This is a genomic window from Frankia sp. EI5c (assembly GCF_001636565.1).
GTDB lineage: Bacteria > Actinomycetota > Actinomycetes > Frankiales > Frankiaceae > Parafrankia.
Genome location: NZ_LRTK01000010.1, coordinates 1 through 26,503 on the forward strand (window position 1 = coordinate 1; position 26,503 = coordinate 26,503).

Here is a 26,503-nt window from a genome sequence, read left to right on the forward strand (position 1 = left end):
GGCGAACACCCTCCGAGCCAAATCGGTCCGCACCACCGTGTACGAGACAGATCCGGTGCGCGCCGTCGAAGTCATGTCGCACGGATTCGCGGTGAAATGGTCAAAGTCCGAGGCATTGGGCCGCGCCGATGTCATCGTGTGCGCCACCGGTAACCGGGCGCTGGAGGGCGAAGACTTCACCTACCTACGGCCCGGTTCCTACGTGGCGTCCGTGACATCGTCGGACGACGAACTGAACCTCGTCTCGCTCCGCGGAACTTACCGCGTTGACCAGCTCAGCCCACACCTCAGCCGCATGACCTCGTGGAACCATCATTTCTATCTGCTCAACGATGGAAATGCGGTCAACTTCGTCCACGGCGCCGCGGTCGGCCCGTTCATCTTCCTTGTCCAAGGCGAGATCCTCGCGGCCCTCGCGCTGCTGTCGTCGGGACAGGCCATGGAGCCGGGCCTACACGAGGTCGGCAACCAGGAGCGTGAAATCATCGCCCGGTCCTGGCTGCGATGCTTCAACGAGGAGTGAACGCCCGTGCCCGTCACGAACGACGACATCGCCAAGACGATCAGTGCGCATCTCGACGCACACCCGGAGGACGCCAAGTCCCTGGCCCCTCTGCTGGAAGCGGCCCGCGGAGACGCCGCACCCCTGGCCTCCAGGACAACCACACCCGGCCACGTGACCTGCGGAGTAGTCGCAGTCACCTCTGATCGCCGAGTCCTCCAGATCCGCCACCGCAGCCTGAGTCGATGGCTCCTTCCCGGCGGGCACATCGAGCCGGGGGACGCCTCTCTCCTAGACGCAGCCCTACGTGAGCTGACCGAAGAAACAGGGATTCCCCGGGCCTGGGCGAACCCTGTCCTCGAACGGCCNGTGGACGTGGACGCACACGTGATCCCGCCGAATCCCGCGAAGCGGGAGCCGGAGCACATCCACTACGATCTTCGCTTCCTGCTGGTCATCGATCCGCTAGCCGGCAACAGCGATGTGGCGCTGCAACTGGAGGAGGTCACTGACTACCGCTGGGCCCCGTTGACCGAACTGCCCGGCCGTCTGGGCGACCGTACCCGAGCTGCCCTCCTCACCCAACCCTGAACTGATCATGTGGAGCCGACTTCTCAAACACAGAGGCCAAAATGGCGATCATGGCATGCCCCCGGCGTGTAGAGGTCATGATCGCCATCGCTAATGTTCTGTACGGGTTCAAGGCCGCCCCTCCGGGGCGGCAACCCCAGTACTGACCTGCTGGAACGTCGAGCCGAGGGCGCCGCACGCGCCGCGCCGAACGGGACCCCGCCCGGCCCGTCCGCGCACCGGGATGGGGCCCCGCCTCCCTCCGGTCGGCACCCCACCCGGGCGCGTCGGACCGGCCGCCCGATCGGCGCGTCGGAGCGTCGCTCAGGCTGTTTGGACTAGTGAAATCTCAGCCTTTGCACACTTTGCTATCATGTAACTGACAAAACTGGAGCAAGTTCCCAAGAAAAACAATGCATCCTCATGGCTGGAGCTTGGGATATCCCGAGCGGCGTGCCGAATCCCATCGGCGTCCGAGCTGTAGCCGTAAAGTTTTAGTAGCGCACCCTCCAGTGCGGGATGAATGTCCAGGCCAGAGTCTCGGAATCGCCGCACCGCGTCCCCCAAAGTTGCCTTTTCTCTACCTGTAACCAGGCGAGCCAGGGCCTCGACAGCACTGATCGACTCTTTGATCGAGTTCGGATAGTCCGGGGATTTTCGATCCGCTAGTAGAGCCAATGCTTTACTTAGATGGTTCTGTACATTCGCAGTCGCTGCCTGTCTCGCATCGGCGAGCCCTCTATCGATTGCCTCGACAACTTCGGCGGAAGTGGCCTGCACAATCCGGGAATCGACGAGCCTGTACCCGCCCATGTTCCTCTGGGCGGTCGCATTGAACACCGCAGCAAAGATCCGGGGAGGTGACACATCTCCACCCAGTTGAGCGAACGATTCAACTAGATCATAAACGTGAAACCACTCGGCCTTAAGGATCCATTCCTTCACCTTGTTGCGCATTTCCCATGCTTCGGGAAGTTCGTCGAGGGGTCCCTTATGGAATTGGGTCCATAGACCTGCAAGGAGCCTCCCGAAGGGCTCTCTGGTCGAGTACGTCCAATCCATTCGCACATTCTCGAAGTAGACCTGGAAAACGACGTTCCAAATTGCCACGCGAAAAGATTCATCAATTCCGAAGGTTTGAATCTCGGTTCTGGCTGAAATGAATCCTTGTCTCTCCGAGAACCGCACCCTGGAACCCTCATAACTTATGATTAATACTCTCGACCAATCTATCGTACCTGCGGTGACCTTGCTACGGCCTGGCGGCCCCGGGCTGGCTGTGGTGTACAGCCTCGTCATGCCTGACTGACCGCAAGGATGCACAGTAAAGCTCACCGGGGCTCCGCCCCGGACCCCGGCCCTTTCTCCGGAGGAGGGGGAGGAGCTGCCGCCGGTCACCAGGAGCTGGGCGCGCGAGACCGCTGATCGCCTCCGCCGGTCGGACACCCGAGGGGTTACCCCGGAACCTCCCGACCATGCAAGAGCGCACGGCACCCAGCAGGCACGGCCGGAGCGCTGGCGCTCTTGCACGGCCAGGAGAACCCGGGGTAAGGCGCAGCCTGCCCGCCCGACGGAGGAGATCAGCTCAGCCCGAGGTTTGTGAAAAAGTGAAGTTCGCCAACCTGTTGCGTGCAGCGCTTCACGCCCTTGCTGGTCGACGCCGCGCGGCCGTGCCGGCACCGCCCTGGGGACAGGTGGTTCGTCGACGAGACCTACGTCAAGGTCGCCGGCCACTGGACCTACCTGTACAGGGCGGTTGACCAGCACGGACAGGTCATCGACGTCCTCGCCAGCGAACGCCGTGACCAGGCCGCCGCCCGAAGGTTCTTCGCTCAGGCGCTGTCCCACGGGCGCCGGCCCGTCGAGGTCACCACCGACAAGGCACCCGTCTACCCCAGGCTCCTCGACGAGCTGCTCCCCGAGGCCTGCCACGTCGACGGTGCCCAGGAGAACAACCGAATCGAATCCGACCACAGCAGACTCAAAGCCCGGCTCCGCCCGATGCGCGGACTGAAACGGCTGCGCTCCGCCCAGACGATCAGCACAGGGCATGCATTTGTCCAGAATATCCGCCGCGGCCACTACGAACTCGGGATCGACACCGACCCCCACACACGGCTGACAGCCGCGTTTACCGAGCTCACCCTCACGATCTGATCATTCAATCGACAGGGTCAACCATGCCCTGCCATCCCACAATGCAACAGACTCGCGTCACCTCACCCCGCGGACCCACACCCAACCGCAAACACACCGGCCGAACCAGCCCCGAACTCGTCACCCGAACCCACCAGCCCCCCGACACCCACCACACCACCCACCGCGAGCCCGACACCACCCGGCCCAGGCCCCGACTGACAGATCCCACACCGACCACTGGTGACCTCGCGCGGACACCCGAAACCACCCCGCCGACCCCGCCGCGTCGCGTTCCCCGGCCGGCATCGGCGCGTTCCGCGGCCACCGTCGGCCCCACCACCGCCGTGAACGCCCGAACCTGACCCACGGTAACCGTGGGGCGGGATCGCGGACCGGCCACCGTCAGCCGACGCGCGCCGCTCTCGCCACAGCCCATCCCGCAGCCCACACCCGCCAACCATGACGGAAGGAGGGGTCGCACTACGGCGGCAAACCCGACTTCGGCGCCCGAAAGCGACACCCCGCACATGATCGTTCCCTGCACAAAATTGCCGAATGCGCACCCAAACCCATTTTGATCTTGAATAGATGATCTTAGATTTTGCAAAACCGCAGGTCAGGGCCTATTTTTCTGGAGCCGGCGAGGGGACTCGAACCCCTAACCGCCCGATTACAAGTCGGGTGCGCTACCAATTGCGCCACGCCGGCCAGCCACCTCACGATACCGGACGGGACCCGCTACTTGGGCCGGAGTGGACGGCCTGCGCGCCGGCTCATGTGGCCCCTGGGGTCCCCGGGGTCCCGCCGGCCTGCGGCAGGGTGATCCACCAGCTCGACGAGTCTCGGCGAGGGCTGACCCGAGGCGGCGGGATGGTGCCGCCCGCAGGTCGCCCGAGGGCGGGCGGGCGCGGCCCGGCTGCCCGGTCGGAGCCCAGGCAACGGTTGCCCGCCTGAGCTTCGCCGGTCACGTGCCACGGGACAGCCGAGCACAGGACCAGAACACCGACAGATTGCGGTAATGGCCCGGCGCCCAGAATGGTCACGAACCATCGGTCCCGCTCGTGTCGGATTTCTGTCAGGAGGCCGGGCATTCTTCCCTGATCGCGATGGGCGGGTGCGGGGCCGCGGCTATGATTCCGCCGTGCCCGCGGCGTCGGCGGGCCTGAGGAGGCTGCAGTGCAGATGGAAACCACGACCGTGCTGGTCGTGGATCTCGTGGGCTCGACACGTGCCATCGCCTCAGTTCCGCAGGTCCGAATGCGCGAAATGATGACCGAGGCGATACTGCCCGTTCGCCAGATCGTCGAGGAGGTCGGCGGCGAGGTCATCAAGTTCACCGGCGATGGCTATATGACAGCTTTCCGGTCGGCAACCGGGGCATTGCATGCGGCCGCGCAGATCGTCAACCTCTTCATCTCCGGGCGGCGGCTGCCGATCGGCGACTGGGTGGANGGCTGCCGGGTCGCCATCCACACCTGCGACGTGATCAGGTTCGAGAACGACCTGCTGGGTGAGGGTGTCGTCGTGCCCGCCCGGCTGGAGAAACACGTGCCCACGAACGAGGTGTACGTAACGTCGACGGTGCGTGACGCCGCGAAGTCGGCGGAGTTCACGTTCGACCTCGTCGGGGAGCTGGCGCTCGGCGGCATTCCCCGGCCGGTGCAGGTTCATCGACTACTGGCCGAGCGGTATCGGGGCATCGAGCGCGGCACCTTCCTGACGGTCACCGACCTGGTCGGGCTGAACGCGCTCGCCGCCCGTGTTTCCCTGACCGCGCTGAACGAGCGCCTGCATGGCTGGGTCGCTCTGCACCACCAGGCTCTGGGCACGACCGGGGGGCGGCTGCGCTCCGTGGCCGGCGACAACATTCTCGCGACCCACGACCGTGCGGATGACGCGGTGAGCTTCCTGATCGCCNTCGACTCCCTGAGCCGCACCCAGGAGGTCCCACCCGTACCGGGGCAGCCGGCGGAACCGGGTGCGCGTGGATCCGTGCCGGAGCGCACCGCGCAGCCACCGTTCAGGTTCAGCGCCGTTGTCGCCCGCGGAGATCTCTTTGTGCCGGATTTCGGGCTGGCCGGTCCGCTGGTGAGCAGATCCTGCCGCACGTTGCAGGCACTCGCGCCCGGTACGAAAATCGCCACCGCCGAGGTGGTTCGGCTGCTCAGTACCGGGCGGGAGGCATTCGACGGTGAAATTCCGCCGGTGCCCGGCGGACTCGCCGAGGATTACCACCTGTTCGCCGGCTCTGGGCAGCGGTTGGCAGACGACAGCCTGGAGGCGTACGCGGAAGCCGGCTCTGACCGCGCTTCCGCGAGCGGGGACGAGTCGCCGCTCCCCCAGCACTGACCGCCAGCACGGGCTGGCGGCACGGGCTGGCGGCATGCACTGGCGGCATGCACTGGCGGCAAGGACTGGCACGGCGGCCCGAAATCGGCGTGCGGAGCCGCTCCCGTCACCGGGACGCCTCCCCGGGCGGGGTGTCGCGGCGGGCGGAGAACGGCTGCTGAGCGGAAGCGCCTCAACCCAGGGATGCCGCCAGGAGCGCTCCGACGAAGAGGCATCCGATATGTAATGACTGGTCAGCGAGATACATCCCGTTGAGGCCGTCGCTCCTCATCTCGGCGAAGCTTGGGGACCTGGCTCGGTAGAGCAGGCGGCGCACCGGCCACCGGCGGTCGAGGACGGCGTGGGNGACGAATGACCAGGTCAGTGCTGCCGCGATGCCGGCCGGCCGGAGCGGGACGTCGATGAGGACGAGCCCCAGCANGGCGGCGCCGATACACAGGTGATAATTGAGCAGATGCCAGGCCATCGCCCGGGCGGCCGCCCAGCCCGGTCCGTGCTTGCGCGCCGCCTGCCAGTCGGTCTGTGCTATGTGGTCACCGAGATGATGCCCCACGAACAATGCGATGAAGACAGCGGAGAATAGCTCGGTCTGATTCATTGGTGTTCCCCCCTCCCACCGGAGTCACAGTAGGACAGGAGCACAGGGGTATCGGCGGCTTCACCGGAAACCGCCGTCCGTCGGCCTCCCCTCCGGCCGCGGCGGGGGTGGCCGGGAGTGGCCGGGAGTGGAACCAGGAAGCCCGACCGACCGGTCGGATCCGGCCGGACCAGGGCAGGTCACGGCCAGCCGACGAAGCTGGTCGGTCGGGCTTCTGAGGTACGTGCCTTCCCGCTGGCGCGGGGCCGGTGCCTAGTGGGTGCGAGTGCCGGTGGAGCTGACCGGGCCGGAGAACAGGAGGTTGCCGTTCAGGTCATAGGCGGTGGCCGTGCCCGTGGAGGTGTATGCCCTGGCCGTGGTGAAGGTGGCCGAGTGGCGGATGTCGATGGTGCCGATCACGGACCCGTTCGGGCCGGGGAGAGTCCGGACGAAGGCGTACGTGAAGGTGCGCGGGCCGGTCGACTTCCAGGTGCCGTTGAAGGTGCCCGTGGGTGTGGCCACGGTGAACTTGCCGTTCGCGTAGAAGTGCGACTCGACCGGCTCGGTCACACCGGTGGCGGTCGTGGCGGTGCCCGTCCAGCAGCCGGTGGGAAGGTAGTAGACCGAGCCACTCGTCGCCCCGGCCACCGGTGCGCCGCTGATCGCCAGGACGAGCATGCTCGCCAGAGCCGCGAGAATCAGCGTCGCGCGCGCGGAGGCGCGACGGACGGAAGAACCCAACATTCATGTACTCCTTTGTTGCCGTCAGCATCGAGGCGCCTGAACACCACCGACCGGCGCGTAGATGTCGAGGGCGCTGTTACGTGCGTGCTCAGGCGGCGCCGCGCACCAATGCGCATCCCGCGACAGAAATGGGACTCCAACCCCCCGTCCGTGGTGTTGGGGGTTCGTGCCGACCCACGCGGGCACGAGCCCCCGACCCCACGGCTGGCAGGTCCCGCCTGTCAGCCTGTCGGCGACGGTAGCGACAACACGGGCTCCGGAAAGGGAATGAAACCGGACAGATCGTCATCAGTGCTGAACCCGTCCACCCACTCCCCCGTGGGCGGAGCGACGACCCGCCAATCGTCATCGACCCAGTTCACCTCAACCCGCATCGTGGCCGTGACGACGTCATCGCCGCCCCCGGACCGGGTGAGAACATACCGTACCGTCGCGTTCCTCGATGAATAGTTCTCCATCTCCCAGCCGGTGACCTCAATTCGCCCCGGGGAAGAGGAGGTATCCTGCTGGACCACTACTTCCGGCGGCTCGGCCGCGACTTCGAACCCAGCCGTGGCCGCGGTCTCTGCCGCAACGTCCGGGCGCCCCCGGAAGGCAGTTGGCCGGGGCCGGTGGCCAGACCGGCGGCGGCCTTCGGTCCGTGGCCGGACGACCGTCTCCGACCGGGCGAGGCCGGCCGGGGAGACAACCCTGCCGCAATGGGAACCGGCGTCCTGGCAGGGGTTTGACCTGCCCCTCGGATCAACCGGGCGGAAGGCGATGTTGACTGCGGCCAGCACCGCCCCGAGCGGTGAGCGCTCGAAGCCGACCGCGCCGGATTCGTCAATCACTCGCGGTCCGGCGGACGGGCTTCGCGGCAGGAGGATCCGGCCGGTGAGGCACTCTCCGGAGGCCGGGCGGGCGCTCTCCGGGAAATCCGGCCCGGCCGGGTGGGCGGCCCCGGGCGAATGGCCGGTTCCTGCCAGCCGGAGGCCGCTTCCTGTCAGGCACTCGTAAAAGGTGACGTCAGCCATACTGATTTTCCGGCTGCGTGCCCAGATCCGCAACAGCACCCAGACGGAGACGCCGAACACCGTCGCGGCCTGAGCCGTCAACAGCAGCATCGTCATGCGATGTCACCCGGCATGATCCGCGGGCGGCTCGCGGTCGGCGGCAGGTCGGCGAGTTCCGGATGCTGGTCCGAACCGGCGGCCATCCGGGCCGCCGCGAGCAGCGCCTGCGCGACCTGTGCCCATTCGCTGCAGTCCCCGCCCACCGCGCCGCGGATGGTCTCCAGGCTGTGCAGCTCATGGGAAAGCCCGCCGGCCACATAGGCGGGCATGCGCACCATCACCGCCGGGCGTCGGCTGTTCGGCGGATCCTCGACCTCGATCGGATCCTCCCAGTCGATATAGATCTCCATTTCCACTCCAGGAACCCGGCCACGCGGCCGGGGCATGTCGAGGTTGTGGCTTGCCATGGCGGCCTCCTGACATTCCCCCGGGCTGATCAAGGATTGCTGCTGCCGGCGGTCACCGGCCGTCCGGCGGGTCCCCGGTCAGCGCCAGCTCCAGCGCATGGCGCACCAGGTGGACCAGCGCCGTCTGCGCGCTGTCCGGTCGCCGGGCGTCGCAGTACATGACGGGACGGTGCGGGGCGAGGTCCGCCGCGTCGCGAACCATGGGAAGCGGGTACTCGTGCGGGTCCGCCTCGAACCGGTTGACCGCCACCAGGAACGGCACCTGCCGGTTCTCGAAGAAGTCGATGGCGGGAAAGGAGTCGGCCATGCGCCGGGTGTCGACCAGCACCACCGCCCNGATCGCGCCGCGCACCAGCTCGTCCCACATGAACCAGAAGCGATCCTGGCCCGGGGTGCCGAACAGATAGAGGATGATGTTGTTACTGAGGGTGAGCCGACCGAAGTCCATGGCCACCGTCGTCGTCGTCTTCCTGTGCACGGCGCTGGTGTCGTCCACGCCGAGGCTCGCGCTCGTCATGGCCGCCTCGGTGGTGAGCGGCTCGATCTCGCTCACCGCCCCCACGAACGTCGTCTTGCCTACTCCGAAACCACCGGCGACGAGCACCTTCACCGCGGTGGGCGCGCGTCTAGAGAGTGGTGAGACCATGCAGAACCCTCCGTAGGAGTTCCGGACTGGGCCGATCTGGATTCTCGGGACGGTGGACGGAGACCATTCCGCCCCGTGCCATGTCGTCGATGAGGACCCGCACGACCATCAGCNGTAGTTTCAGCCGGGCGGATATCTCGGCGATCGAGTGAATTCGCATGCACAGGATCGCTATGTCGTGTTCCTCGNGGGCGAGTCGGCCGCGTCGCCGGATCGCCGCCATCCCGCCGTCCGTCGTCGCGACCAGCGCGACGAGTTCCAGCGGGACAGCCGGTGTCGTACGGCCCCTGGTCACCGCGTAGGGGCGGACGAACGCCTCGGCGTCGTCCCAGCTCTCGCCCGGCGCCGGTGGGCCGGGCCAGTCCTCGGCCACCGTCTTCCTCCTCCCTGCTACAACTCCCTGCTCCAACCCGCTCGGTGCCCCGCTCGCCGCTCCACTCCGCCCCCTCCGCCCGCTCCCCGTCTGTCCGGGCCGTCCGGGCCGTCCGGGCCGGGCTCAGGACGGGCTCAGGACGGGAGTGCCGCCCGCATCTGGTTGCGCAGCTCGGGGGTCAACAGCCGGCCGGCCCGGTTGACCAGGTGCGCCATCTCGTAGGCGATCTGGCCTACGTCGGCGTCGGCGGTGCTGGAGACGGCGAGACAGGCGCTGTGGCCGACGGCCGTGATGAACAGGTAGCCGTTCTCCATGTCGACCATCGTCTTGTTGACCTGCCCCCAGCCGTGCTGCCGAGCGGCGCCTCGGGCCAGCGCGTCGAAGCCGGACGCGACCGCCGCGAGCTGGTCGGCGGCGGTGCGGTCGATGCCGCTGGAGGTGGCCAGCAGCAGTCCGTCCGCGGACAGGACGACCGCGCAGAGGATGTCGGGAACGCTTTCGCGGAGACGTTCGAGCAGGAAGGAAAGGTCGGGCTGTCGGGACATCGGTTATCTCCCGTCGAGGTCGTCAGCGTCACGCATGCCGCGTTCGAAGGCACTGGTGAAGCCCTGGGCGAGCGCACGGGCCGCCTCGGGATCCGGCGTTCGCGTGGTCCGGCGCGCCGGCGGCTCGCCGTCGGGTTCCTGCCGGAGGCTCTCGGCCAGATGTGAGCCGCGGCGACGCCGCGGCAGGTCCTCAAGCCGGGGGTGGCCGCCGGATGCCGCCGGTGCGGTCGCCGCGGCCCCGTCGCCGCCCCGGAGCGGCCCGAACAGCGGATCGAAGAACCCGCCGTCCGCCTGGTTCGTCCCGCTGTGGGCGGCCGGCCGCGGCGGACGTCCCTCGGCTGGGCGACGCGGTGCCGCACCGGCGTCGGTTTCGCCGAGGCGGATCGGCCGGGCGTCGTCGGGGAAACCTTCCGGGGCACCGATGCCGCCTGATCCGCCGGTTCGCGCGTCCTCGCCGCGCCCGCCGGTGCCCCGAGCGCCGTCGCTGTGGCGGGCGCCGACCCGGAGCCCACCCGCTTCGGCATCGCGCCGGTTCGCCCCGTAGCCGTCGGCCGAGCCGTATCCGTCAGCCCGGCCGTATCCATCAGCCGAGCCGTAGCCATCAGCCCGGCCGTACCCGTCAGCCCGGCCGTATCCGTCAGACATGCCGTACCCGTCAGCCGAGCCGTGCCCGTCAGCCGAGCCGTGCCCGTCAGCCGAGCTGTATCCGTCAGCCGAGCCGTACCCGCCCGCCGAGCTACCGGCCCCGGGCTGCTCCGGCGCCGCGGCAAAGCCGTCGGGACGTCCGAAGTAGCCGTCGTGATGTCCGCGGTAACCGTCGGGATGTCCGCGGTCGCCGTTCCGGCCGGCGCGGGCGGGGTCGGGAGCGCCGACGCGCAGGTCCTCCCTGGTGACGCCCGCATCCCGCGCGCCCAGGTGGTGCGGCCCGGTCGCCACCGCGGCGGGGAGCGCGAGCTCCTCGGTGAGGGCGTGCCGGTCGCGCCGCCCGCCCCCGTTGCCGTCAGGGGTGACACCAGAACCACCGACCGGGCCAGGACCCAGCTCGGCTCGCCGAGGTCCGGTGCCGCCGCCACCGCCGCCGCCACCGGGCCCGCCCGACCCACCGGACCCAGCGGACCCGCCCGACCGGCCCCCCGGGGGCAGCGCGGACTGGGGCGCGAGCTCGGAATGGATCAACGCGGCGGGAATGATCGTTACCACGTGCACACCTCCGTACACGCTCGGCTTGAAGCGGACGGCGACCCGGTGCCTGGACGCGAGCCGCGCGACGACGAACAGGCCGATCTGGCTGCCGTGCGTGGCCGCCTCGAAGGGGGGCGGATTGGCCATGCGGTGGTTCGTCGCCGCGTACGTCTCGTCGTCCAGGCCGACGCCACGGTCCTCGATCTCCACCGTCCAGCCCTGGCCGACCCGGCTGGCCTGCACCGTCACCGGGGTGTCCGGCGGGGAGAAGGCGGTGGCGTTCTCGATGAGCTCGGCGAGCATGTGGGTCAGGTCACCGACGGCCGAGCCGACGATCTCGACGTCGGACGTCGGCAGGTGGACGTGGACCCGGGTGTAGTCCTCGACCTCGCTGACCGCCGCCCGCAGGATCTGCACCAGGCGGACGGGCCCGCGGAACGTCCGCCCCGGCTGGCCGCCGGACAGGACGATGAGGCTTTCCGCCAGCCGCCGCATCCTGGTGGCCTGGTGGTCGACACCGAACAGCCGGTTGAGGACCTCGCCGTCCTGCTGGTCGCGCTCCAGTTCGTCGATCAGCCGAAGCTGGCGCTGGATGAGGCCCTGGGTACGCCGGGCCAGCGTCTGCAGGATCGCGCCGACGCTGCGGCCTTCGGCGACCTCGTAGGCAGCCGTGACCGCCGACGAGTAGGTGACGTTGAACGCCCGGGCGACGTCACCGATCTCGTCGCCGCCCGCGGTCGGGAAGGCCGCCGGTTCGGCCTCCAGGTCGACGGGATGTCCCTGCCGCAGCTTCGAGGTGACCTCCGGCAGCCGGCGCTGGGCGACGTCCAGGGCTCCGGTCCGCAGTGCGCGCAGCGCGCCGACGATCCGGCTGGCCACGCCGACGGACACCGCGATCGACAGCGCGAGCACTCCGGCGGCGAGCAGACCGGAGAGGATCGCCTGGCGCAGGGCCTCGTCGGCCAGCGTGCCGCTGCGGTGCTCCAGGTCCTCGACCACCCGCCGCTGCACCGCGCGGACCTGCTCGGACTTGGCGCCGCTCGCCGACGCCCAGGCGGTGAAGTCGATGCGCTCACCGCGCAGCACCTGGTCGCGCATCCCGGTGACCGGGGCCTGCGTGGGGCCGACGAGCTGGTCGAACAGGGCGACCTGCTCGGATGTGGCCGACAGCCGGAACTGCGTCATCCACGCCGTCTCGGCGCCGATCGCCGCCTGGACCCGGGTGACGCTGTCAGGTACCGCGGTGCCGAGCACGGCCGCCGAGGAGACGTAGCCGTACTGCTGGCTGATCGCCTCGCCCACCCGGGAGATCGCGGACAGGGCGGTCGCGATCCGCACGATGTCGGTGTCCTCGCTGCCGATGCCGACCATGGCGGCACCGACGTCCAGCCAGCCACCGATCATCTGGTTGTAGGTGACGGTGCCGGGGCCGGGGCGCAGGGTCTGCGCGTCCACCCCGGCCCGCACGGTGGCGAGCCCGCCCATCTGGCCCTGGGCCGCGCTGACGGCGTCGCGCACCTGGTTGAGGGGGCCGGCGGGAAGGTCGCCGGCCGATCCGGTGACGGTGGCGAGCGCCTCGTCCACCGGCGCCCGCGCGTTCATCGAGCGCACCGCGAACTCGCGTTCGCGGTACCCGGACCCGACCAGGCTGGAGACCGCGTACCGCTCGGCCTGCAGGGAGTACACGAGGTCGTTGACGTGGATGAGGAAGCGGGCCGCTGTCCGCGTCTGCTCGCTCGCCCGCTGCGCGGCGAGCTGGCCGGAGACGACCCAGCCGCCGAACCCGACCAGAGCGAGCAGCGGGAGGAGCAGAACTACAGTGATCTTGTAGCGAATGGGCCAGTTCCGCACTCCGCCACCTCTCGTCAGGGACGCCCCGTCCGGAAGACGTCAAGTCGGCCGACGGGACCGGACAGTGGCAGGGAGGGGACATGCCACCGCAAGCCGCAAGCGCGACGCGTGTCTCGGTGACTGCGTGCCGAGTCCTCCGGCCACGCAAAACCACGCTGAGCAGCTACTCCAATCCCGTCGGCGATCACGACGGTAGCCGCGGTGGATGGTTGACCGGAAGAGTAATCATGTGACGCTTAAGGGACGGCGTGTCCTGTTCATGCCATTCCGCCGTCCCGTGGAGGTCTTGCGCCGGCCGGCTGGTCACGCTCTGGGCCGCTTGACCGGAGCACCTGACGCCCCCCGCCCGGGCACCGTCCTGGAGGGGGGCACAGCCGCCCTGGCCTGGGCGGCGGCCGGTTGCGTCGCGGCCGGGCGGCCCGGCAGACGCGCACCGGCCGGCACCCCCGGCACGGCGCCGGCCTGGGCTGCCGCCGCCGGCATTCGGCCACCGGCACCAGCACCGCTTCCGGTTCCGGCTCCCGTTCTGGCTCCGGTTCTGGCTCCCGTTCCGGCTCCCGTTCTGGCTCCGGTTGCGGTTCCGGCTCCGGCGGCGGCGATCGCGCGGGAGCCGGTGTCGGCGCCGGCACCGAGATCGGCCGCGATCTCGGTGCCGGTCTCGGCGTCGAGATCGAGGTCTAGGTCGGCCGGGCCGGCGGCGGCGCCAGCCCGGCCGCCGCGGGTGAGGAAGCCAGCCCGGGCGGCGGCGGCACCCAGCTGGAACCTGGTCAGCACCCCGAACCGCTGACACAGCTCCGCGACGTCCCGCTTCACCGTCCGGTCGGACACCCCGAGCTCGCGGGCCGCGCGGCTGTCGTCCAGCCCGACCTCCAGCAGGCGGAGCAGGGCCCGCTGGCGGCGCATCGTCGCCGGCTCGTCGACGTCGACCTCGGGGGTGCCGTTCCGGACGGCCGCCCGCTGTGTCCGGATCACCATGTCCCCGACCGCGCGGACCAGCGTCGGCGCGACGACCGCGAACCCGCCGTCGTCGAGGTCGTCGTCCCGCACCGGGACGAGGGCGGCGGTGCTGTCCCAGACGATCGCCCGCATCGGCAACGCCGAGGCCACGTGGATCTGGCCGATGGGCGGCAGCCGTCGGCCCTGCTGGCGCCGCCGCGCCGCCGCGACCGCGCCCGCCGTCCAGACGCTGGTGATCCGAACCCCCCGCCCGGCGGCGGGCACCAGCAGATCGGAGACGTCACCTCCCAGCCCAGGCGGCGTCGGCCCCGTCAGCAGAAATCGGATGGACTGGGTGGATCTGCCGGTGAGCTCGGCCATCCGGGGGTAGATCTCGTCCCGGGCCAGCACCTGCACACCGGCGTTCGTGCCGGCCCGGCGGCGGCCGGCGACATAGTCGCCGAACAGCCCCGACCGGTAGAGCTGCGCCCGTTCGTCCGCCATCCGCGCGCGCTCGGCCACCAGCGCCGCCTCACGTTCGGCGTGACGCACCTGCAGCACCCGCACCGGGTCCTGCGGCTCCCACTGATGGCCGACCTGGCGGACGAGACCGGCCTCGACCAGCCGGTCCATCTCCGCCTGGACGATCGCCTCCGGCCGGTGCAGCCACTCCGCCAGCAGGTCGACTCCGCAGTAGGGGTGCCGCGCCACCGTCCGCCACACCTCGTCGGAGAAGTCGTCCAGCCCATCGAATCCGAGTTCGGACAGACGCATGCGCACCNCTTCCCGGATGCCCCGGAGCCACGAGTAACGAACATTCCAGATACGTCCCGGAAACACTTCACTGGATTCACGGGAATTGGTGCGAGGCAGACTCGAAGTCGCACTGACACACCGATTACGGCTGGTTACGGCAAGCTATACCAGCACTGGGGCCGACACAACGGCTTTGCGAGAAATTGCAGCGAGATCCCCGCAACACCACAACAGGTCCGCAAAGATGATCGATCATTTGCGTTGCCGTGTTCTTGCATGGTGTATCTGAACGCGGATCTGATCTGATTCCTGCCAGCGCGACCAGCGATCCCATACCCGCCAACAGATGCACATCGCGGTGAAGCCGCGGGGCGTCGGCCCACGTCAAAAGGACCGCGGGGCCAGTTCCCGGGCCGGGCCGAGGCCATCCGCCATGAACCCGGCGGTAACTCCCCCGTTACCCGGTCGGCGGGCGGTAACCGCCAGGAATCCTCTCCTGCTCCGGATGGAGACTATCGCCCGGGCTTCCCGATCGACCGGGATGATGCGACCTGAATATCCAACGGACCGCATTTGTTTTCATCGCCGGCCGGTTCCGCGAGAAGCCCGCCGACCGGTGTGCGCGCGACTGCGGCCGCGGCCACAACTAGCGCCGCGCGTCCTCGCGGTCGCGCCAGGGCACCGTCGCGAGGACCTGCGTGGGCCCGCCGGCCGGGCTGGTCACGAGCAGGGAGCCGTCGAGGGCACCGAGCCGCTCCGCGAGCCCGGAGAGGCCGCTGCCGGCGCCGACCCGCGCTCCGCCCCGGCCGTCGTCGGTCACCCGCAGGACCAGCTCGTCGCCGGCCCGGTGCAGTTCGACGGTCGCGGACGCCGCGCCGCTGTGCTTGCTGACGTTCGTGATGAGCTCGGCGGCGGTGAAGTAGACGNGGCCCTCGATCGCCGCGGCGGGTCGCTCAGCCAGGTCGATCAGCACACGCACCGGCACCGTGCAGCGTGCGCCGAGCGAGGGGACCGCGCCCTGCAGCCCGCGGTCGGTCAGTATCGCCGGGTGGATCCCGCGGGCGAGGTCCCGTAGCTCCCGCAGTGCGAGCTTGACCTCGCCGTGCGCCTCCTCGACCATTCTCGCCGCGGTCTGCGGGTCCTCGGCGAGCTTCTCGCGGGCCATCCCGAGGCCCATCGCCAGCGCCACCAGCCGGGCCTGCGCGCCATCGTGGAGATCACGCTCGATCCGGCGCAGGTCGGCGGCGGCGGTGTCGACGACGCTCCCCCGATCCGCCTCCAGCTCCCGGATCCGGCGTTCCATCCGGTCGGACGGCGCGAGCAACGTGGAGATCATCGCCCGGTCGACGGCCGCGAGCGCCCGTGTGGCCACCGGCAGCACCGGCCAGNCGACGAGAAGCAACACGAGGGTCACCGCGAAGGTCACGATGACCCAGGGCAGCCGGATGAGGAAGTACAGGACGTGCCGCCAGCCGACCGGGTCCGACACGCCGGCCCACAGGCGGGCGACCGGACTGTTCGAGGACGCCCGGGGCCTCGACGCCGCGGGCACGTGCAGCCCCAGGAGCGCTCCGGCCCGCGCCCGCTCGACGGCGCCGAGGCCCCGCGCCACGACCAGGCCCACGACGAGCAGCGGCAACCCGACGACCGTGACGGCCAGCCCCACTCCGACGGAGAACCACACGACCACGACGACGAACCCGACCAGCCCGAGCGGGAAGTCGAGCAGCAGGAAGAGCACCCGCCGCCACGCACGGACGTCCAGCGCCAGCGCACGCTCCGGCGCGGGCGCCGCCTCGGCGGGGGTGTTCCGCCCGGCGTTCGGTCGCGTCTTCGGTCGGGAGCGCGGCCGGGTACTTCCGCCGCTCACCTCGACGGGACCGGACACATGCGCTCCTCTCGGCCGGGCGGCGCTCCTCTCGGCCGGGCGGCGCTCCGCCGGGCAGACCTCGCGCCGCTCCGTGGGCCGGACCACCCGAGCCGCCACGGACGTCCGGTTCACCGGATGTCCGACCTCATCCTCCCGGGCAGAGAAGCGCGGTTCGCCGTCCTCGTCAAGCACCGGCACATCACCGACATACCGGTACCGGTGGGCCACCGCCGTATGACCCGGCGGCATCGGCCCGAATCTCGGGCGAAATGTCGATTCCGGCAGGCCGAACCGTGAACGCGATCAACCGGGATCCGCTCCCCCGGAGAGACCACATTGTGTGACGTCCGGACGGAGGACAGAAAAGACCCGTTCCCGCCCGTGAAACCCCGCGGGCCGGCGTGTAAGAATGAGGCGGAGGCACGGGCGACCGGCACGACCCGTTCACTTCTGGCCTGCCCAGCCGGTCGCCGCGGCGGTATTCGGCGAGATGTTGAGAGCACTGCCAGCCGGCCATCCTCTCCTTCCGGAGGCGAGGTTCCAGGGGCCCGGGGAGGCACGGTTGCAAGGGGGGCGAGCTGACCCAGCGGAAGGCCCCGGGCGGCGAGTGCTCCCGAGCAAAGCCCTGTTCACGGCCGACATCGCGCCGGCCACGCACACCCAGCAGGTCTCGGCCCCGAAACGCGGGAACCCCGTGCCGCCCCCGCACCGCGTCGGGCGGGGGCCATCGCTTCGAGCCGCCGGAAAGGCGGCTTCTCGATGCCCCGCGAATGAGGAGCCCGGCGAGGAGGATTCGATACTCCTCGCCCGGTACCGGTCGAATCGCGCCCGCCGCACACGGATTCTCACGGTGCCGACAGATCCTGTGCCGGCATCGTCGGACGCCGCAAAAGGATGATCCCGGTCATCGGATTCCGGCCGCCACGGCCGACGCCGACGGGCACCCCCCGCGCTCCCCCGCGCTCCCCATGCCGCGGGGCTGCGCACCGCTGGCGGTAAATGCGTCTCATACAGCTCCGGGGACTTTCCCGTGGTCCGGCCGACCGACCGACCGAAACCTGACCGGGGACCGGGGGGGAGCGGGACCAGGCCCGTGGCACCGGGACCGGGACCGCCGGTGGCCCGTCACAACCGGGCCGGTACGCAACGGCCCAGCCGGCTCCATCGCACGGAGGAACTTTGTACGCCCCCACCCGGCCGGCCGCTGCACCCGACCGCCGACACCCCCACCTGCGCCACCAACCCCGCCGTCGCCAATACCGCCGTCACCAACCCCGCCGTCACCAACCCCGCCCTCGCCACCGACCCCGCCGGCGCCATCCGCGGCAGGCCCTGGTCCTGCTCGCCCTCGCCGCCGTCGTCGCCGTGACGGGCGTGTGCGCGGTCCTACAGCTCAGCGGGGCCGCCGGGCGACCGGCCAGGTGGCGCGACGGGACGACGCACGGATCCTGGCAGGCGGTCTTCGACGGCTACGGGCGCGTCACGGGGCGCGCCGACGACAACGGCCTCGTCATCACCCTCTCCCCCCGTGCCTCGGAAGNACCGGGCCGCACGTACCCCGCGCTGGTCGTCAGCACGCGGGAGTACCGCGACGTCCGCCTCACCGCGCGGGTCCGCACCGTGCGCCGGCTCCACGCCGGACCACTGTCCCCTCGGGACGCCGGCCAGGTCCTCTGGAGCTACACCGACCCCGGCCACTTCTATGCCTTCGCGCTGACACCGGACGGCTGGGAGCTCGGCAAGCACGACCCCGCCTATCCCGGCGGCCGGCGGGTGCTCGCGAGCGGGCCCACACCTCGGGCCCGCCCGGGCAGCTGGCATACCGTCGATGTGGTCCATGCCCGGGACGCGATGGCCGTGTCGGTCGACGGCATCCCGACCGTCCGGACGCAGGACGCCGAACGCCCCTACCTGTCCGGAGCGGTCGGCCTGTACTGCGCGGACTCGGTCGTGGAGTTCCACCGGGCCGGGGCACGGGACCTGCGGCCGGCCGACGAGCCGACGTCCTGACACCGCCCCCGGCGGCCTGTGGCCTGTGGCCTGTGGCCTATGAGCTACGGCCGACAGCCGGCCGCCAGCGGTCAGGCTGTCACGGGAGTTGCCCGGCGGCTGCGCCGCACCGCCCGGCAGCACCCGTGCGCGGGCAGCGGAAGCGGCCCGGGCGGCCCCAGGAACTCGCCCTGCCCCTGATCGACTCCAGCGGCGGTCAGCACACGTAGCTCGTCCGCGGTCTCGATGTCCTCCGCGACCAGGACCGCCCCGATCTGCCGGGCGAAATGGACCAGTGCCTCGACCAGCGCACGCCTGGCCGCGTCGCTGGCGACGCCCGCGGAGAGCCAGCCGTCCATCTTCACGACGTCGGGGAGGATCCGCACCATTCGCCAGAGGCTCGCGTAGGCCACGCCCACGTTGTCCACCGCTATCCGGACGCCCAAATCCCGTAGTTCCAGCAGGCGGCCGAGCATGACGGGCATGTCGTGGATGCCCTCCCGCTCGGTGATCTCGACGATCACCTGATCGGCCGAGGGCCCGTCGAGCNGTTCGGTGAGCCGCCCGGAGGCGATGGTCGCCGGCGACGCGTTCACCGCGACGGACAGCCCCCGCGGGAAGCGGGGCATCGCCGAGAGAGCCGCCCTGATCGCCGCCAGTTCCAGGTCGATGCCCATTCCGACGGACGCCGCGCGGGCGAACCACTGGGCCGGGGACNGCCCGCCGTACTCGGCACCACCCTCCGGGAGGCGGCCACGCCGGCCACTGTCAACGTCGCTTTCAGAACCGGCGGGACCGGCGGTTGGACCGGACACGGCCAGCAGGTCGGCGGGCGGCGGGAACGCGGGGAAGCGCGCCAACGCCTCCGCACCGACGATCCCGTGCGTGGGCAGGTCGAACACGGGCTGGAAGACCATCACCGGCCCCCCGTCATCAATGATCTTCCTGATGACGGACCGGGTGTGGTCACTGTCGGCCCGGCCGTGCCGGAACGCGGACACCGCGTCGGTCAGGACGTCCGCGAGCAGGCCGAGGAAGCGGGCGTCCCGCTCGCCCAGGTCCGGGTTCGGTTCGGCACTCAGCGCGCACAGCATGCCGTAGAGATCGCCGGTGTCCAGGTGGACCGGTGCCCCGGCGTAGGAGCCGATCCCCAGTTCCCGGGTGACCGCGAGCCCGGCGGTGCGGCTGTCCGCCCGCGCATCCGGAATGATCGCGGGCAGCCGCCCGTCCAACACCCTGACGCAGTAGGTCTTCGCCCGGTCCACCTGGCGTCCCGCCAGGCTCTCGACCAGGTCCGCGTTGCCCTCGACGAGGTCGATGACCTGGAGGTCACCGCTGAACCGGGCCAGCCACGCGACGTCCGCGCCGAGGTGGCTGCGGGCGAGATCGAGGACTCGCGCGATCTCGTCGGTACGCGCCGCCTCGTCGGTACGCGCCGCCGCTTCCTGGCGACTCCCACCGATCACAGATCCGGCCACAGCGGCGCACCTCCCGCTCGTCGGCGCGCCCTGCCTCGACGGCCCGGCGCCGCGGCCGTCCCGACCCGAAGACCCAGGACGGGCGACGGCGCAAGTGGGGGCTTCGCGCCTTTCTCCCATGGTGCGCCGACACCGCGAACCGCGCAGCACGGGCAGCACGGGGGGGCACGGGCCGCGCGGCGCGGGCCGCGGCTGGCTACCGGCCCGAGCCCCGCTCAGACCGCGGGCACCTCCGACCGGCGCCGGCGGGCGATCTCGGCGAGGGCGATACCCGTGGCGACCCCGGCGTTCAACGACTCCGTCTCGCCGGCCATCGGGATCCGAACCCTGAGATCACAGCACTCGCCGACCAGCCGGGAGAGGCCCCGGCCCTCCGAGCCCACGACGAGGACCAGCGGATCCGTGGCTACCTGAAGATCGTCCAGGCTGACCTCGCCGTCGGCGGCGAGACCCACGACGAACAGGCCCGACTCGGCGAACGAGCGCAGGGTACGGGTCAGGTTCACCGCCCGGGCGACGGGCAGCCGCGCCGCCGCCCCCGCGGACGTCTTCCACGCCGCGGCGGTCATCCCGGCCGCGCGCCGCTCCGGAACGACGACCCCGTTCGCGCCGAACGCCGCCGCCGAGCGGACCACCGCACCGAGGTTGCGTGGATCGGTGACGCCGTCGAGCGCGACGACCAGGCCGGGTGGCGCCTTGCGGGTGGCGGCCAGCACATCGTCCGGATGCGCGTACCTGAACGGCGGGACCGAGAGCGCGAGCCCCTGATGAGGCGCGTTCGGGCAGAGGCGGTCGAGCTCGACCCGCCCGATGTCGACCACGGCGAGGCCGGCCCGGCCGGCGAGGCGGCGGGCGTCCGCCACCCTCTCGTCGAAGTCGAGGCCGCCGGCGATCAGCAGGGTGGTCGCCGGCACACCGGCGCGCAGCGCCTCGACCACCGCGTTTCGGCCGACCACATACTCGTCGGTCTCCCCGCGCCGCGCACCGATGCCTCCGGGGCCGCCACCGGCACCGCCGCTCCCGGACGCCCCGCCGGTGGCACGCTCCGCGCCCGGGCGCTGGCGAGCCCCCCGGCTCGCCGCCGTGGCCGCGGCGGCGCGGCGCTGCGCCGGATGACCGGGCCGCATCTCGGCGGGTGGGGTCGCGCCCTTGCCCTGGAGCGCCTTCCGCCGCTGGCCGCCACTTCCCAGCGACGCGCCCTTGCGGTGGGAACCCGCCTTCGCGGCTCGGCCGCCCTGTCCGCCGCGGGCGATTCCGCCGCCGCTCCGGCCTCGGTCACCGGCCATCACAGACCACCTCGTAACTCGCGCGTCGGGTGTCGACCCGCCCCGCGAGCCAACCATCATCGGACCCGCCGCGGGCGCCGTTGTGCGGTCGGCCGAGGCGTGGTCGTGTATCAACGGTATCCGCCGTGGTCACGCCGCGCGGCGGACACCATCACCCGGGCACCTCCAGACCACCACGCCGGCGCCCGCGGTGGACCGGCCGCGCGTGGCACCGGCCCGATCAGGTGGGCCGAACAGGCGCAGTACCAACGGTGCACGGGACCAGTTCGGCGGGAGGCCCCGCGAACAGGTGACCGCCTACCTATCCTCAATGGGATGGGCCGGCGCATGGGGGGAGGGCGGTTGAACGGCTTCTCCCCGGCGGGTCGCGGCCCCTTCACGACTCACGGCCCGGCCCGCGGAACGACTCACGGCCCAGCCCGCGGCACCGCGCGTGGCACGGCCAACGGGACGGCCCGCGCCCGCTGCCCGGTGTGCGCCGGGCCCCTTGGGCGCGCGGCCGGCCGTGGCGCCTTCGATCCACCGGTCCGGGACCGCGGATTCTGCCCCCGTTGCCGGACGCCCTACTCGTTCGCGCCGCCGCTGCGCATCGGTGACCTAGCCGGCGGCTACGAGATCGTCGAATGTCTCGGTGCCGGCGGCCCGGGGCCGGCCGGCTGGGTCTTCCTCGCCTCCGACCCGGGCGGTGCCGGCGGCGTTCCGGGGCGGCGGGTGGTACTCAAGAGCCTGCGGCGAGCCGCGCCGCGCACAGCGGCCCGGGCGGGCTCCCACCCGCTGGGGCAGTCCCAGCCGGACCCGCCGCTGCGGCACCGGGCGATCGTGTCAGCGCTGGGCGAGCTGCGACACGCGGACACGATCTACGCGGTCATGGAGTTCGTGCCCGGCCCGTCGCTCGCCCGCCTGCTCCGCTCCCGGCGGCAGGAACGCGGGACCGCGTCCGCGCCGCTGCCCGTGCCGGTGGCGGTCGCCGGGGCGTTGCGCCTGCTGTCGGCACTGGAGTACGTCCATGACCGGGGCTATGTCTTCTGCGACCTGGCGCCGGGCAACGTGGTCTGGAACGGTGACCAGGTAACGCTCGTCGATCTCCAGTCGGTCCGCCGGCAGGGCAGGCACCGCGGCGCCTTCCACGTCACCGCCGGATTCGACGCCCCCGAGCTGGCCGTCAGCCCCCCGTCGGTGGGCTCCGACCTCTACGCTCTCGGCAGGCTGTTGGCGACCGCGGTGCTGGATTTCCCGCACCGAGCGTCAACATATCGATACGCACTTCCCGCCCAGGAGGTCAACCAGGTGCTGGCTCGGCACGAACCGCTGCACCGGTTCCTCCTTCGTGCCACCGCCGGCGACCCCACGCGCCGGTTCGCCGGCGCCGGTGAGATGGCCGCCGCGCTGGCCGAGAGCGCCGGCGACGGCGGCTCGGCGGGGCCGGGGATCCCGCGGCAGTCCTCGACGCAGCCCGCGATCAGGCTTCCCACCAGGGAAAAGGGAGGGCACGGGGCAGACGTTCCGGAGCGCGTGCGGACGGCGGGCGTACTGCAGACAGGACTCCCGGCAATCCACACAGGACGGGCGGACGTTGACACCGGCGAGTGCAGCGAGATCACCGGCGTCGACGCACCTCACGGATCATGCCACTATTCATCTCGGCGTCCTTGGATTTGAGCAGGTCGACGTGATATATCCGGTCCCCACAGGACGGGCAGGAGGCACCCACCACATGGCTCCGCGCATACCGCCCAGACTCGCTGGCGCCGGCGCCGGCGGGCCGCTGCAGCGGCCGGTGGCCTGACCGTGGACCTCAACCCCCGGCACGGGCACGGTTACCCCGGGCACGGCCACTCCCCCGATGCCCCTGATCCGCGCCGTTCCGGCGACGGCTACCCCGAGGACGCCCGGCGTTCCGACGACTACCTCGGCAACGACCTGCCGGCCGAGGGCTACCGGGCGGAGGGCTTCCGGTCCGACGAGCCGGAGGCGGACCGCTACCAGGCCGGGTTCTCCGGCCACGGTGCCCCGTATTCGGAGAACGGCTACCCCGAGAGCGCCTACTCCGACAACAGCTACACCGACAACAGCTACACCGGGAGCAGCTACCCGGAGAACAGCTTCGGCGAGGGCGGCTACCCGCAGCGGGACGGCTACCCGGAGAACACCTACCCGGACGGGGCCTATCCCGGCTCGGGTTACCCCACGGAGCCGGGAAGGTACCGCGACAGCGAGTACCGCGGCGAATACGCCGAGCACTCATACGAGCCGTCGGCGTATCCGGGCCGGGCCTATTCCGACGCCGCGTACCCCGGTGAGGGTTTCACCGGCGGTGAGGGCTACCCCGCCGACACCGACCCCGCCACGATGCTCCTGGGGCAGCGCAACGCCTCGGAGACCGAGTCCGACGGAAACGAGGACGAGGTCATGCGCTGCCCTGTCTGCGTCGCCCCCAACTACGCCGACGCGCGGTACTGCGAGGCCTGCGGCTTCGCCTTCGCCGGCGCGCCGGTCGACGGTGGCGACGAGGACCACCGCGAGATAGACCTGGGGCCGCTGGCCGGGGTCTGCGACCGCGGAGTCCGGCACACGACGAACGAGGACGCCATGGGCGTGGCGATCGTCCACGGGACGTTGATCGCCGTCGTGTGTGACGGCGTCTCGACGACCCCGGGCTCCGGGGAGGCCTCGGCGGCGGCGGCGGCAACGGCCACCGCGATCCTCGCGGACGCCGTGCGCGCCCACGGCCCGGGCGAGGCCGTCCCGTACGAGGCCCGGGCGGGCAGCGCCGCGAACGAGGTTCTCGACGTCCTGGACGAGTACGCCGAGTACGACGAGCCGCGCACCGCGCCGCGGCGGATCTCCGGCGGTTTCGGGCCCGACGAGGCCGACGCCGCGCTGCACACCGCGGTGGAGGCCGCTCAGGCCACCATCGCCCAGCTCAGCGCGGCCGAGGGCCGCATGGCGCCCTCCTGCACCTTCGCCGCCGCGATCATCACTCCACCGTCCGTGGACGGCCCGGGGATGGTGACCGTCGGCTGGGTCGGGGACAGCCGCGTCTACCTGCTCGGCCCGCGGTGGTGCGAGCGGCTCACCGCGGACGACACCTGGGCCGCCGAGGCGGCCCGGGCTGGGCTGATCCCCGCCTCGGAGGCGGAGACGCACCGGCGCGCCCACACGCTGACCCGCTGGCTGGGCGGCGACGCCGACGACGTGACCCCGCACACCGCCGCGTTCCCGATCGAGACCCCGGCGACGGTGATCGTGTGCAGCGACGGCCTGTGGAACTACTCCTCCCGCCCGGACGTGCTCGCCTCGCTGGTCAACCACCTTGACCCGGAGGCCGCCGCGCTGGATGTGGCGCGCCATCTCATCGACTTCGCCATCGATCAGGGCGGCCATGACAACATCACGGTCGTCGCGGCCCGAGTGACGGGCTGAGGATGNGGTCCACGAAGGGGAGTCACGCCTTCACCGAGGGTGACACAACTGCCAGAACGAGAGCGCCACACCGCATTCGGGAAGCGCTCACCTGGGGCAACGACGTAACCTGCTGCCTCCTACAGGAGCCGGTACACATCGACAATCCAACAACAGGTACGGTTCGGCTGAAGAAATACGTCGAGAAGATGGACGAGATGGTCCGCGACTCGTCGATGTCGACCAGGACCGTCCGGGTGAACAGGTGATCAGGTGAGCGCACGCTGCCCGGAGGGGCACCTGTCCCACGATCCCGACTACTGCGATCAGTGCGGGCTACGGATCGTTGGTGGTCAGGATCGTTATGGATACCGTCAGGACGACGGTGGTCGCGGTGCCGGGTATCCGGCGGCCGCGCCGGCCGGGCGTTCCGCGGACCCGTACGGGCGCCGAGCGCCCGAACGGGAACCGTCGGGCCCTCCCGGCCCCGGCGGCGGCCAGGGATACGACCCGCTCGGCATCCGCCGCGCGCCGGCCGAGGCCGCCGGTGTGGCGGACCCGCCGCGTGGTGCGGGCCGCGGGGGTGACCCGTACGGCGGGTACGGCCGTGAGGGCTACGCGGAGGACCCGCGCGCCGCTCGTGGCTACTCGGACCCGTACGCCCGCGACGGCGGCTACGGCCGGCCGTCGGAGGAGCGCGCGCGCCCCGACGGCCGCGAGCGGCCGCGCGAGGAGCGGGACCCCTACGCACGCGACGACCGCTCCGGGTTCGGCGGCCGTGAGGACCCCGAACCCGGATTCGGCGCCCGGGACGACCGGACGCCGCCGGGCTATGGGCGTGACGGCTACGGCGCCGGCCGGGGCGAGCCCGAGCCCGGCTTCCCGCGTGGGCGGGACGACCGGGGCGGCTACGGGGCGCCTGAGGCCCGCGGCGGGTACGGCGCGGGTGAACCGGGCCGCCCGATGCCGGACGCCGACAACCGGCGTGGCTACCGCGACAACGGTTCCTACGGCACACCCGGCGGCGGGTACGGCGTGGATCCGTTGAGCATGCCGGGAGCGGGATCCACCCCGGTGCCGGCCGGGCCCGGTACCCGGGACCGCGCCGCCGACCGCTACGCCCCGTGCCCCAACTGCCGTTCGCTCAACGACACGGCGGCACGCTTCTGCGAGGGCTGCGGGCTCGACTTCAGCACCGGGCAGCTACCGGGGCCGGGCGGCGCGTCGGCTCTCGACGACGCGGGCGCCACCTCCCGGCAGGCCGGGCCACGGCGCGGCTCGGAGGCCCGCCACGGCACCGACCCCCGAATCGCCGACCCGCGGCTCGGCGACCCGCGGCTCGGCGACCCGCGCGCCGGTGACCCACGGTCAGCGGGCCGCGGGCGCGAGTGGGACGACGCCCCGGCCCTCGGCACCTGGGAGGCCGTCGTCGAGGCCGAGCGCGAGTACTACGACAGCGGTGACGACCACCGGGTCCCGTTCCCCGCGTTCTACCCGCGGCGCGTCTTCGCGCTGACCGACTCGCAGATGCTGATCGGCCGGCGCAGCGAGTCACGGGGCATCAATCCCGAGATCGATCTCTCCGGCGCACCCGAGGACCCGGGCATCTCCCGGGCCCACGCGACCCTGGAACGGATGCCTGACGGGACGTACGCCGTCCGGGATCCGGGATCGACGAACGGGACCCGTCTCAACGACGAGCCCGACCCCATCGAGCCCGGCCGCGCGATACCGCTGCGCGACGGCGATCGGGTCTACGTGGGTGCCTGGACGAGGATCACCGTACGGGCACAGTGAGATGATGATTGCCGGCCCCCGGCCAGCCGCTCGTCGCGGCCGGCCGGGGGCC

Annotated in this window: 17 protein-coding genes, 1 tRNA gene and 14 pseudogenes; 10 read left to right on the top strand and 22 right to left on the bottom strand. The window is 71.2% G+C overall.

Annotated features, from left to right (window positions below):
- The 3 genes and pseudogenes from UG55_RS07825 to UG55_RS33445 form a co-directional block, all read left to right on the top strand.
- Positions 1-523: pseudogene (locus UG55_RS07825) on the top strand (adenosylhomocysteinase); the annotation flags it as partial.
- A 153-nt stretch (positions 524-676) separates the two neighbouring features.
- The coding region (locus UG55_RS33440; protein WP_242423994.1) for an NUDIX domain-containing protein at positions 677-870 on the top strand (194 nt) is incomplete at its 3' end.
- A 1-nt stretch (position 871) separates the two neighbouring features.
- On the top strand, positions 872-1,093 hold the full coding sequence (locus UG55_RS33445) for a hypothetical protein (RefSeq protein WP_396230835.1): 222 nt from the start codon (positions 872-874) through the stop codon (positions 1,091-1,093).
- 303 nt (positions 1,094-1,396) lie between these two features.
- Here the strand turns inward: UG55_RS33445 and UG55_RS28305 are convergent, their stop codons facing one another.
- The gene (locus UG55_RS28305) at positions 1,397-2,260 is read right to left on the bottom strand and encodes an AbiJ-NTD4 domain-containing protein (protein WP_128422897.1); all 864 of its coding nucleotides are present in this window, start codon (positions 2,258-2,260) and stop codon (positions 1,397-1,399) included.
- A gap of 441 nt (positions 2,261-2,701) precedes the next feature.
- Here UG55_RS28305 and UG55_RS07835 point away from each other — a divergent pair.
- Positions 2,702-3,229: pseudogene (locus UG55_RS07835) on the top strand (IS6 family transposase); the annotation flags it as partial.
- Between the two features lie 614 nt (positions 3,230-3,843).
- Here UG55_RS07835 and UG55_RS07840 read toward each other — a convergent pair.
- Positions 3,844-3,919, bottom strand: a tRNA-Thr gene (locus UG55_RS07840).
- A 474-nt stretch (positions 3,920-4,393) separates the two neighbouring features.
- Between UG55_RS07840 and UG55_RS33450 the strand changes: the two genes are divergently transcribed.
- Both UG55_RS33450 and UG55_RS33455 read left to right on the top strand, forming a co-directional pair.
- Positions 4,394-4,662 (top strand): adenylate/guanylate cyclase domain-containing protein (locus UG55_RS33450; RefSeq protein ID WP_304440395.1); only part of this gene is annotated, 269 nt, incomplete at its 3' end.
- Between the two features lie 31 nt (positions 4,663-4,693).
- Positions 4,694-5,128: pseudogene (locus tag UG55_RS33455) on the top strand (adenylate/guanylate cyclase domain-containing protein); the annotation flags it as partial.
- Between the two features lie 604 nt (positions 5,129-5,732).
- Here the strand turns inward: UG55_RS33455 and UG55_RS33460 are convergent.
- The 20 genes and pseudogenes from UG55_RS33460 to rlmB all read right to left on the bottom strand — a co-directional run.
- Positions 5,733-5,905: pseudogene (locus UG55_RS33460) on the bottom strand (DUF3307 domain-containing protein); the annotation flags it as partial.
- A 1-nt stretch (position 5,906) separates the two neighbouring features.
- Positions 5,907-5,980, bottom strand: a pseudogene (locus tag UG55_RS33465) (DUF3307 domain-containing protein); the annotation flags it as partial.
- A 1-nt stretch (position 5,981) separates the two neighbouring features.
- Positions 5,982-6,158 (bottom strand): annotated as a pseudogene (locus UG55_RS33470) (DUF3307 domain-containing protein); the annotation flags it as partial.
- A gap of 252 nt (positions 6,159-6,410) precedes the next feature.
- Positions 6,411-6,881, bottom strand: coding sequence for a hypothetical protein (locus tag UG55_RS07855; protein WP_066065012.1), 471 nt, complete (start codon positions 6,879-6,881; stop codon positions 6,411-6,413).
- A gap of 221 nt (positions 6,882-7,102) precedes the next feature.
- The gene (locus UG55_RS07860) at positions 7,103-7,990 is read right to left on the bottom strand and encodes a hypothetical protein (protein ID WP_066065015.1); all 888 of its coding nucleotides are present in this window, start codon (positions 7,988-7,990) and stop codon (positions 7,103-7,105) included.
- Entirely contained in the window at positions 7,987-8,340 is a 354-nt protein-coding gene (locus UG55_RS07865) for a hypothetical protein (protein WP_066065020.1), read from the bottom strand. The genes UG55_RS07860 and UG55_RS07865 overlap by 4 nt, the downstream gene beginning before the upstream one ends.
- A gap of 52 nt (positions 8,341-8,392) precedes the next feature.
- A pseudogene (locus UG55_RS33475) lies at positions 8,393-8,676 on the bottom strand (ATP/GTP-binding protein); the annotation flags it as partial.
- A gap of 1 nt (position 8,677) precedes the next feature.
- Positions 8,678-8,986: pseudogene (locus UG55_RS33480) on the bottom strand (GTP-binding protein); the annotation flags it as partial.
- A partial coding sequence (locus tag UG55_RS33485) for a DUF742 domain-containing protein (protein WP_242423996.1) occupies positions 8,967-9,099 on the bottom strand: 133 nt, incomplete at its 5' end. The gene UG55_RS33485 and the pseudogene UG55_RS33480, both read right to left, overlap by 20 nt.
- Position 9,100: 1 nt before the next feature.
- Positions 9,101-9,174 (bottom strand): annotated as a pseudogene (locus UG55_RS33490) (DUF742 domain-containing protein); the annotation flags it as partial.
- Between the two features lies 1 nt (position 9,175).
- Positions 9,176-9,359 (bottom strand): annotated as a pseudogene (locus UG55_RS33495) (DUF742 domain-containing protein); the annotation flags it as partial.
- Positions 9,360-9,493: 134 nt separating this feature from the next.
- Entirely contained in the window at positions 9,494-9,904 is a 411-nt protein-coding gene (locus tag UG55_RS07880) for a roadblock/LC7 domain-containing protein (RefSeq protein ID WP_066065033.1), read from the bottom strand.
- A gap of 3 nt (positions 9,905-9,907) precedes the next feature.
- Complete coding sequence (locus UG55_RS07885) at positions 9,908-12,937, bottom strand: nitrate- and nitrite sensing domain-containing protein (protein WP_066065036.1); 3,030 nt, start codon at positions 12,935-12,937, stop codon at positions 9,908-9,910.
- A gap of 2,338 nt (positions 12,938-15,275) precedes the next feature.
- Positions 15,276-15,555: sensor histidine kinase (locus tag UG55_RS46860; RefSeq protein ID WP_396230836.1), on the bottom strand; the 280-nt coding region annotated here is incomplete at its 5' end.
- A gap of 1 nt (position 15,556) precedes the next feature.
- A pseudogene (locus UG55_RS33505) lies at positions 15,557-16,017 on the bottom strand (sensor histidine kinase); the annotation flags it as partial.
- Between the two features lies 1 nt (position 16,018).
- Positions 16,019-16,400 (bottom strand): annotated as a pseudogene (locus UG55_RS46865) (sensor domain-containing protein); the annotation flags it as partial.
- Between the two features lie 2,180 nt (positions 16,401-18,580).
- On the bottom strand, positions 18,581-19,037 hold a 457-nt coding region (locus tag UG55_RS33515; RefSeq protein WP_242423963.1), incomplete at its 5' end, for an EAL domain-containing protein.
- A gap of 1 nt (position 19,038) precedes the next feature.
- Positions 19,039-19,165, bottom strand: a pseudogene (locus UG55_RS33520) (hypothetical protein); the annotation flags it as partial.
- Between the two features lie 41 nt (positions 19,166-19,206).
- Positions 19,207-20,086, bottom strand: a pseudogene (locus UG55_RS33525) (GAF domain-containing protein); the annotation flags it as partial.
- A 95-nt stretch (positions 20,087-20,181) separates the two neighbouring features.
- The gene (rlmB, locus tag UG55_RS07910) at positions 20,182-21,252 is read right to left on the bottom strand and encodes a 23S rRNA (guanosine(2251)-2'-O)-methyltransferase RlmB (RefSeq protein WP_066065041.1); all 1,071 of its coding nucleotides are present in this window, start codon (positions 21,250-21,252) and stop codon (positions 20,182-20,184) included.
- 342 nt (positions 21,253-21,594) lie between these two features.
- Here rlmB and UG55_RS07915 point away from each other — a divergent pair, with 342 nt between their 5' ends.
- The 4 genes from UG55_RS07915 (at position 21,595) to UG55_RS07925 (ending at position 26,451) form a co-directional block, all read left to right on the top strand.
- Positions 21,595-22,911, top strand: a complete 1,317-nt coding sequence (locus UG55_RS07915; RefSeq protein ID WP_242423964.1) for a protein kinase domain-containing protein — start codon at positions 21,595-21,597, stop codon at positions 22,909-22,911.
- A 129-nt stretch (positions 22,912-23,040) separates the two neighbouring features.
- Positions 23,041-24,675: a PP2C family serine/threonine-protein phosphatase gene (locus UG55_RS07920; protein ID WP_066065047.1), complete on the top strand. Its 1,635-nt coding sequence runs from the start codon at positions 23,041-23,043 to the stop codon at positions 24,673-24,675.
- A gap of 74 nt (positions 24,676-24,749) precedes the next feature.
- On the top strand, positions 24,750-24,923 hold the full coding sequence (locus tag UG55_RS45195) for a hypothetical protein (RefSeq protein WP_255360443.1): 174 nt from the start codon (positions 24,750-24,752) through the stop codon (positions 24,921-24,923).
- A gap of 4 nt (positions 24,924-24,927) precedes the next feature.
- Positions 24,928-26,451 carry an FHA domain-containing protein gene (locus tag UG55_RS07925; RefSeq protein ID WP_066065050.1) on the top strand — a complete coding sequence of 508 codons (1,524 nt, stop codon included), beginning with the start codon at positions 24,928-24,930 and terminating at the stop codon, positions 26,449-26,451.
- Positions 26,452-26,503 lie beyond the last annotated feature (52 nt).

What these genes read in the sequence shown, in the direction of transcription:
- UG55_RS07855 (WP_066065012.1), bottom strand. Translation starts at nt 6,881, where the DNA reads ATGTTGGGTTCTTCCGTCCGTCGCGCCTCCGCGCGCGCGACGCTGATT.
- UG55_RS07860 (WP_066065015.1), bottom strand. Translation starts at nt 7,990, where the DNA reads ATGACGATGCTGCTGTTGACGGCTCAGGCCGCGACGGTGTTCGGCGTC.
- UG55_RS07865 (WP_066065020.1), bottom strand. Translation starts at nt 8,340, where the DNA reads ATGGCAAGCCACAACCTCGACATGCCCCGGCCGCGTGGCCGGGTTCCT.
- UG55_RS07880 (WP_066065033.1), bottom strand. Translation starts at nt 9,904, where the DNA reads ATGTCCCGACAGCCCGACCTTTCCTTCCTGCTCGAACGTCTCCGCGAA.
- rlmB (WP_066065041.1), bottom strand. Translation starts at nt 21,252, where the DNA reads ATGGCCGGTGACCGAGGCCGGAGCGGCGGCGGAATCGCCCGCGGCGGA.